The organism is Inquilinus limosus MP06, assembly GCF_000767795.1.
Lineage (GTDB): Bacteria > Pseudomonadota > Alphaproteobacteria > DSM-16000 > Inquilinaceae > Inquilinus > Inquilinus limosus_E.
Map to the genome: position 1 here is coordinate 1 of NZ_JANX01000347.1, position 6,683 is coordinate 6,683.

Below are 6,683 nucleotides of genomic sequence, written 5' to 3' on the forward strand. Positions count from 1 at the left end.
GGTGTCGATGACGGGAGCCGGCGGGCCGGGACGATCGCCCAACATCGATCCCAGCGGCGCCAAACCCCTCCCCTTCCCCCCTCCCGCAAGGGGAGGGGGAGAGTGGAAGGCAGAGGCGGATCTGAATGGCGGGGCAGCAGGCCCTACTTGCAGCTGCAGGCCGCGCCCTGGCTGCCGAAGTTCTTGGCCACGAAGCTCTGGGCGTCCGAGAGATAGTCGAAGGCGCCGAACTGGCAGACATTGCTGCCGCGGGCGGTCTTCTCCTGCTCCAGGGTGCGCATCTCGATCTCGATGCGGTTGTCGGCGCAGAACACGCCGTACTCGCCGGCGGCCCAGGCCGGCCCGGCCACCGCGATCAGGCCCGCCAGGCCGAAAAACACGCGACGCACGATGGTCCTCCCCCGGTTCGTTCCGCCGATCCTAGCACGGCGCCGGGGAAGGGCCCGCGCCGGCCAGAAGGCCGGCGCGGGGTGCTCTCGATCAGGCCAGGCCGGTGTCGCCCATGGCGGGGTCGGACACGCTCGGCAGCCCGTCCTCCATGCGCCCGGCGAAGCGCCGGGTGAACAGCGAGTCGCCCTCGATCCGCGCGGTGAAGTCGTACCACTTGCCCGACAGCAGCAGCGGCAGATAGGCGGTCGACTGGCCGTGCGGCAGCACCAGCTGGCGCCAGGGGAAGTTGAACAGGCTGTAGGCGTTGGCCTTCAGCGTGAACACGCAAGGGCTGCTGCCCCGGTTGATCAGCCGCACGATCAGGCCGCAGGCGCGCTTGTCGTAGCTGACGACGATCTCCGGCTCGGCCTTGCGGCCGCCACTGGCAACGGTGCCGGTGAAGTGCCGGTGGAAGCCGTTCGGCCCCAGCACCCACAGGTCGTACTTGCCGTAGTCGGGGGACGTGGTCCACTCGCCGTCCAGCGACTTGCCGGCTTCGACCGAATAGCGCCGCGGCACCCGGTCGAGATGCAGCCGGTCATAGACGTGGAACACTGCGCCCGCCTTGCCGGTGTTGAGGAAGCTCAGCTTCACCCGGTTGTCGTCGGCCTCGCCGTTGACGGCCAGCTCATAGGGCAGGGCGCGCGACGGGCGGATGCCCCGCTCCTGGCGCGGCGCCGCCTGGCTGGCCTCGGCCGGCAGCGGGACCTGCGGCAGCGTCTCCTGCTGCGCCCGCACGGCGTCGGCCTGCGCCTTGGTCTGGCTCGGCAGGCGCGGCGGCCGCTCGTTGTTCGGGTTGACGAAGTTGAAGGCCGAGGTCAGGTCGCCGCAGATCGCGCGGCGATAGGGCGGGATGTTCGGCTCCTGCACCCCGAAGCGGGTCTCCAGGAAGCGCAGCACCGAGGTGTGGTCGAACACCTCCGAATTGACCCAGCCGCCGCGGCTCCAGGGCGAGACGATGTAGCAGGGGACGCGCGGGCCGGGGCCGAAGACGCGGCCGTCCGGCTTCGGCTGGCCGGTGGTGCCTGGCGGCACCGGGTAGTTGAAGCGCTCGAAGGCGGTCGCCTGGTCCGACAGGGTCGACGCGCCGGCCGGGCTGCCGTCCGGGTTCAGCGAATGCACCGCCGGCGACGGCACATGGTCGAAGAAGCCGTCATTCTCGTCGAAATTGACGATCAGGACGGTGCGGCTCCACAGGTCCGGGTCGGCGATCAGCGCCGACAGCACCTCCTGGACGTACCAGGCGCCCTGGATCGGGCTGGACGGGCCGGGATGCTCGGAATAGGTCGCCGGCGCGACGATCCAGGAGATCTGCGGCAGCTTGCGGGCCTGGATGTCGGCGCGGAACTCGACCAGCCGGTTGCTGGCCGGGGTGGTCAGGGCGCTCTGCGGCATGGTGTTGCCGATGCCCTTGTACAGCGGCTGGGCCTGGTCGATCGCCGGCGTCCAGGGCACGTAGGGGCTGCCGTTCGGGCCGTTGCCCGCGGCCTCGCTGGCGCGACGGTACTGCTTGAAGCCGACCAGCGGGTTGTCGCCGAAATTCTCCGGGATGTTCTGGTAGACCTTCCAGGAGATGCCGGCCTTCTGCAGCCGCTCCGGATAGGTCGTCCAGGTGTAGCCCTGGCTGGACGGGCCGAAATCGTCCCACTCGTTGACCACCGCGGCGACGCCGGCCCCGGTGGCGCCGTTGGTGCCGGTCCAGTGGTACAGCCGGTTCGGGTTGGTGCCGCCGTTCAGCGAGCAGTGATAGGCGTCGCAGATGGTGAAGGCGTTGGCCAGGGCGAACTGGAACGGAACCTCCGTCTCCGTGTAGTAGCCCATCGACTGGTTCTGCTTGAACAGCGGCCACTGGTTCATCCGGCCGTCGGCCCAGGCCGCCTGCATGTCGTTCCAGCTGTGCGGCGTGCCGTTGACGCGCTGGGCGTTGCCCTTCTTCGAATCCAGGTGATACGGCATCACCACCCGGTTGCCGTTCCACTGCTGGAACACGGTGCGGCCGTTCGCCAGCGGGATGGTGAAGCGGTCGCCGAAGCCGCGGACGCCGGGGAAGGTCCCGAAGTAGTTGTCGAAGGACCGGTTCTCCTGCATCAGGATCACCACATGCTCGACATCCTTGATCGAGCGGGTGGCGTTGTGCGCCGGGATCGCCAGCGCGTCGCGGATCACCGGCGGGAACATCGACAGCGCGGCGGCTCCGCCGGCGGCGGCTCCCGCCATCTTCAGGAAGTCGCGTCTGCTTTCAGACGTCATCGTCGTCTCTCCCGGAGGGAAGGGGCAAGGGGCGGCGGTGATCGCCGGGCCTGGACAAGGGACAACGCCGCCCTTCGCCGCGGTCCCAGGGATCGCGACGTCGGTAATGCGCCGTTTCAAATGTGGCGGGACCGTAGCCAAGGTTTGTTGCAGGCAGATGTCGCTTCGCCAGGTTTTCTTAAGAATGTTGTGGACGATTCCTCTAGCCGAAGTCGGCAGCGGCGCCTTCGGAAGCTTCTCGAATCTGATTTCGTGCCAAACAAAGTGATATTGAGAATGATTTGCAAAATATTGTTGACGTCCCGGCGCCGCTGCGGATAACTCACAGCCGGATCGCGCGGGCCGCAGACAGCCGGCTGCCGCGCCGCAGTCCCGGTTCAGCCAGGTCGGATCGCCCCCAGCCGCCGGAAACAATCTCGCGGAATGGGGGTCGTGCATGGTCGGTCGGTATCGCGGCGCGTTGCGCCTGGGCGTGGCGTTGGGCGCCCTGAGTCTGGGCGGCGGGTTCGCTCTCGCGCAGTCGACGCCGGAGACAGCGGCTCCGACGGCGCCGGCCCCGGCCGGCACGACGCTGCAGCTGGCGCCGATCGCGGTCACCGGCGCCAAGGTCGAGGACCAGCCGGCCTGGACCGACAGCACCGACCGGCAGGAGCTGGACCAGCGCTTCGTGCGCAGCTGGACCGATCTCGGCCGCCGCGTCGACGCCGGGATCAACTTCAACCGCCAGAACGACAGCATCAACATCCGCGGCCTGGACGGCGACCGGGTGCTGACCATGATCGACGGCATCCGGCTGCCCTATCTCGACGACGGCGCCCGCAACGTCCGCGGCGGGCTGCGCAGCTTCGACTTCGACACCCTGTCCAGGATCGACGTCGTCCGCGGCGCCGATTCCAGCCGCTACGGCTCGGGCGCGCTGGGCGGCGTGCTGGCACTGCGCACCTTCGACCCGGAGGACCTGATCGCCGACGGGCGGGATTTCGGCGGCATCGCCAAGTTCGGGTACCAGGGCGACGACGACAGCGTCGGCGGCACCGCCGCGGTGGCCGGCCGCATCGCCACCGACACCACCCTGATGCTGCAGGGCGGCTTCCGCATCGGACACGAGCTCGACAACCGCGGCAACATCGGCGGCTTCGGCGCCGACCGCACCAGGCCGAACCCGGACGACTATGACCAGCAGAGCCTCCTGGTGAAGCTGGCGCATCGGTTTGAGGGCGGCCACCGCCTGTCCTTCACCGGCGAGTATTTCCGCCGCCAGGACAATCTCGACATCCGCACCGACCAGGGGCCGGGCCAGAGCTACCTGATCGGCCATGACGACGGGCTGGAGCGCAGCGAGCGCAAGCGGGCCTCGATCGACTACGACTACACCGCGCCGAAATCGGGCGGCTTCCTCGACCGGGCGCATCTGACGGCGTACTGGCTGCAGACCGAGCGCGTCGACGGCAATGACGGGCTGCGCGGCGTCGATTCCCGCGCCGGCATCATCAAGGGCGACCCGTTCCAGTACGGCTATCCCAGCGGCCGCTACAGCCGGAAGAACCGGATCGAGCAGACGCTGTGGGGCGTGAACGGCGAGGCCGAGAGGACGGTCGACCTGGCGGGGCTGGCGAACCGCCTGACCGTGGGCGGCGAGTATTACCACATCGGGGTGGAGCAATATTCCGGCGGCTTCGACAACTGTCCGACCACGCCGACGACCCGGCCGGCGATCTTCGGGCCGCGGCTGTGCGGCTTCCTGCACAGCAACCAGGCCGACATGCCGGAGGTGCGCGGCAACACCGTCGGCCTCTACGCCGAGGACGAGATCGCGATGCTGGACGGCCGGGTGAAGCTGACTCCCGGCCTGCGCTTCGACTGGTACGAGCTGAACCCGCACGAGACGGCGGCGTATCGCGACAACCCGAACGTGTCGGGCCTGCCGTCCTCCTCCTCCGACAGCGCGCTGTCGCCGAAGGTGGCGGTGTCCTGGCAGGCGCTGGACGAGGTCACCTTCTATGCCCAGTGGGCCAAGGGCTTCAAGGCGCCGACCGCCACCCAGCTCTACCTGAACTATGGCGGCCCCGGCACCTATCTCAGCCTCGGCAACCCGGACCTGAAGCCGGAGACCAGCAGCGGCTACGAGATCGGGGCGCGGCTGGGCGATGACGACCTGGGCGGCTCGATCACCTGGTTCGACAACTGGTACCGCAACTTCATCGACAGCGTCAGCGTCGACCCCGCCAGCGTCGGCGTGCCGTCCGGCAGCTACCCGCTCGGCGTCACCTCCTATGAGAACCGGGCGCGGGTGCGGATCTACGGCATCGAGGCGGCGGCGCATTGGCGCTTCGGCGACGGCTGGCGCAGCTGGGCCTCGCTGGCCTGGGCGGTGGGCCGCGACGAGGGGGCGGAGGTCTATCTGAACTCGGTGCCGCCGCTGCGGGCCATCGTCGGCCTCGGCTACGATTCGACCAGCTGGGGTGCCGACGCCTCGCTGACCATGGCGACCAGGCGCGACAAGGTCGAGGAGGAGACCCAGTTCAAGGCGCCGGGCTACGCCATCGTCGACCTGACCGGCTGGTGGGAGCCGGAGCGGCTGAACGGCGTGCGCATCCAGGCGGGCGTGTTCAACCTGTTCGACCGGAAATACTACGACGCGCTCAACATCCCCGACAGCCCGACCCAGCCGCTGCGCTACTACACCGAGCCGGGCCGCAGCGTGCGGCTGAACCTGACCTACCGGTTCTGAGGGGCACGGGACGGCGGCACGGTCGCCGTCTCGGTCCGGCCGGAGGGCATGCCGCCGGATCAGGGGCGCGTCCCGGAATGCGCGACCGGACGCCGCCGGCATGATGGCTCAGGATAGCCCCCGCTCTGACCGCAATGCTCTTTGCGGTCGATCACCGGCCCTCCTGGCTGCCCGGAAGCGGACATTTCCGGCGATCCAATCTTGCCCGAAAGCGGACACGGCACAGGGAAGGATCGGGTCGTCATCGATCCCGTTCCGGCGGCCAGCGCGCGAGTGTCAGGGGAAGACTACCCCGCGGCGGCTTTGAGCCCGATCCGTCCGGTCAGATCGGCCGAGATGGGCGGAAAGTGGAAATTGATGATATTGAGATGATCCATTTTCTGGAGCAGAACAGTGAAGATTGCCAATTTCAGGATTTCCACGACCGCGCTATTCGCACTGGCGAGCATTCTGGCAGCAGGTTGCCAGAGCTTGCCCGAAATAACCGAGCGAGACAAAGCCGTTGAAGTTGCTAGGCGATATGTTGCGCAAAGAATGACCAAATTTGGTTATGACATAACCTCGAAGAGCGCAAATATTATAGATGATGGTGACAATTGGGTAGTTGAGTTTTATCCGCGAATTCCTGTTGATGGCCGTGCTGGCGTTGTCGCTCAAGTTTCTCCGGCGGTGCTCGTTCGGAAGCGTGATTTGGAAGTTCTAGATTTCAGGATCGATCAGTAACCTCGACCAAAGCCCACGATTTGACACTGGTTGTCAACTCCGTTCAGCGTAAGCTGGATGGGTTAATGTGGCGAAACGCTTCCACAAAAGGTCAATTTGGCCCTCACGGTGCCCGACCGGAAAGGGTCGAATCCGGCTATGTCCGCTCTCGGGAGCCCGGCGCGATGGCCGCATATCACCCTTTCCGGACCAAGGGCATTTCTGCCAAACCATCCGCCCCGTCATGCCAAAGCGCCCGCCCGGCTGCAGCCGGCCCTTGGGGACGATCGGCGAGCGGAGGCGTCCGCGACGATCCGGAAGCTGGGGATCGCAGTTAACGCAATGTTCATTGCGCAGCCGGTTCATTTCGTTCATGATATGTTCTATGAACAACGCATGCTCCGTTTCCACCCCGCAGCCGACCGGCCCGGCCCTCGATCCGGCCGAGGCGGCGCGCGCCGGGCGCATGCTCGACCGGCTGGCCGAGATGGCGATGGAGCAGGCGGAGGCGACGCACAAGGCCCTGCTGGCCGCGGTCGCCGCCGGCGAGGCGACCCAGGCCAAGGAGTTC

Annotated in this window: 5 protein-coding genes; 3 read left to right on the forward strand and 2 right to left on the reverse strand. The window is 67.4% G+C overall.

The annotated features are described in order from the left end of the window. Window positions 1-143: 143 nt before the first annotated feature. A complete protein-coding gene (locus P409_RS22395; RefSeq protein WP_034843882.1) occupies window positions 144-389 on the reverse strand; it encodes a hypothetical protein in 246 nt (81 codons plus the stop codon). A 91-nt stretch (window positions 390-480) separates the two neighbouring features. Next, the gene (locus P409_RS22400) at window positions 481-2,679 is read right to left on the reverse strand and encodes a phosphocholine-specific phospholipase C (protein WP_034843885.1); all 2,199 of its coding nucleotides are present in this window, start codon (window positions 2,677-2,679) and stop codon (window positions 481-483) included. Window positions 2,680-3,115: 436 nt separating this feature from the next. Here P409_RS22400 and P409_RS22405 point away from each other — a divergent pair, with 436 nt between their 5' ends. From P409_RS22405 to P409_RS22410, 3 genes are all read left to right on the forward strand, one after another. Next, a complete protein-coding gene (locus P409_RS22405) occupies window positions 3,116-5,410 on the forward strand; it encodes a TonB-dependent hemoglobin/transferrin/lactoferrin family receptor (RefSeq protein ID WP_081991710.1) in 2,295 nt (764 codons plus the stop codon). 393 nt (window positions 5,411-5,803) lie between these two features. Continuing rightward, window positions 5,804-6,133 carry a hypothetical protein gene (locus P409_RS38165; protein ID WP_152613488.1) on the forward strand — a complete coding sequence of 110 codons (330 nt, stop codon included), beginning with the start codon at window positions 5,804-5,806 and terminating at the stop codon, window positions 6,131-6,133. A gap of 364 nt (window positions 6,134-6,497) precedes the next feature. Beyond that, window positions 6,498-6,683, forward strand: a 186-nt coding sequence (locus tag P409_RS22410) for a hypothetical protein (RefSeq protein WP_034843887.1), incomplete at its 3' end; no start/stop codon positions are given.

Excerpts from the sequence above, each read along its gene's own strand:
- P409_RS22400 (WP_034843885.1), bottom strand. The coding sequence starts at position 2,679 with ATGACGTCTGAAAGCAGACGCGACTTCCTGAAGATGGCGGGAGCCGCC.
- P409_RS22405 (WP_081991710.1), top strand. The coding sequence starts at position 3,116 with ATGGTCGGTCGGTATCGCGGCGCGTTGCGCCTGGGCGTGGCGTTGGGC.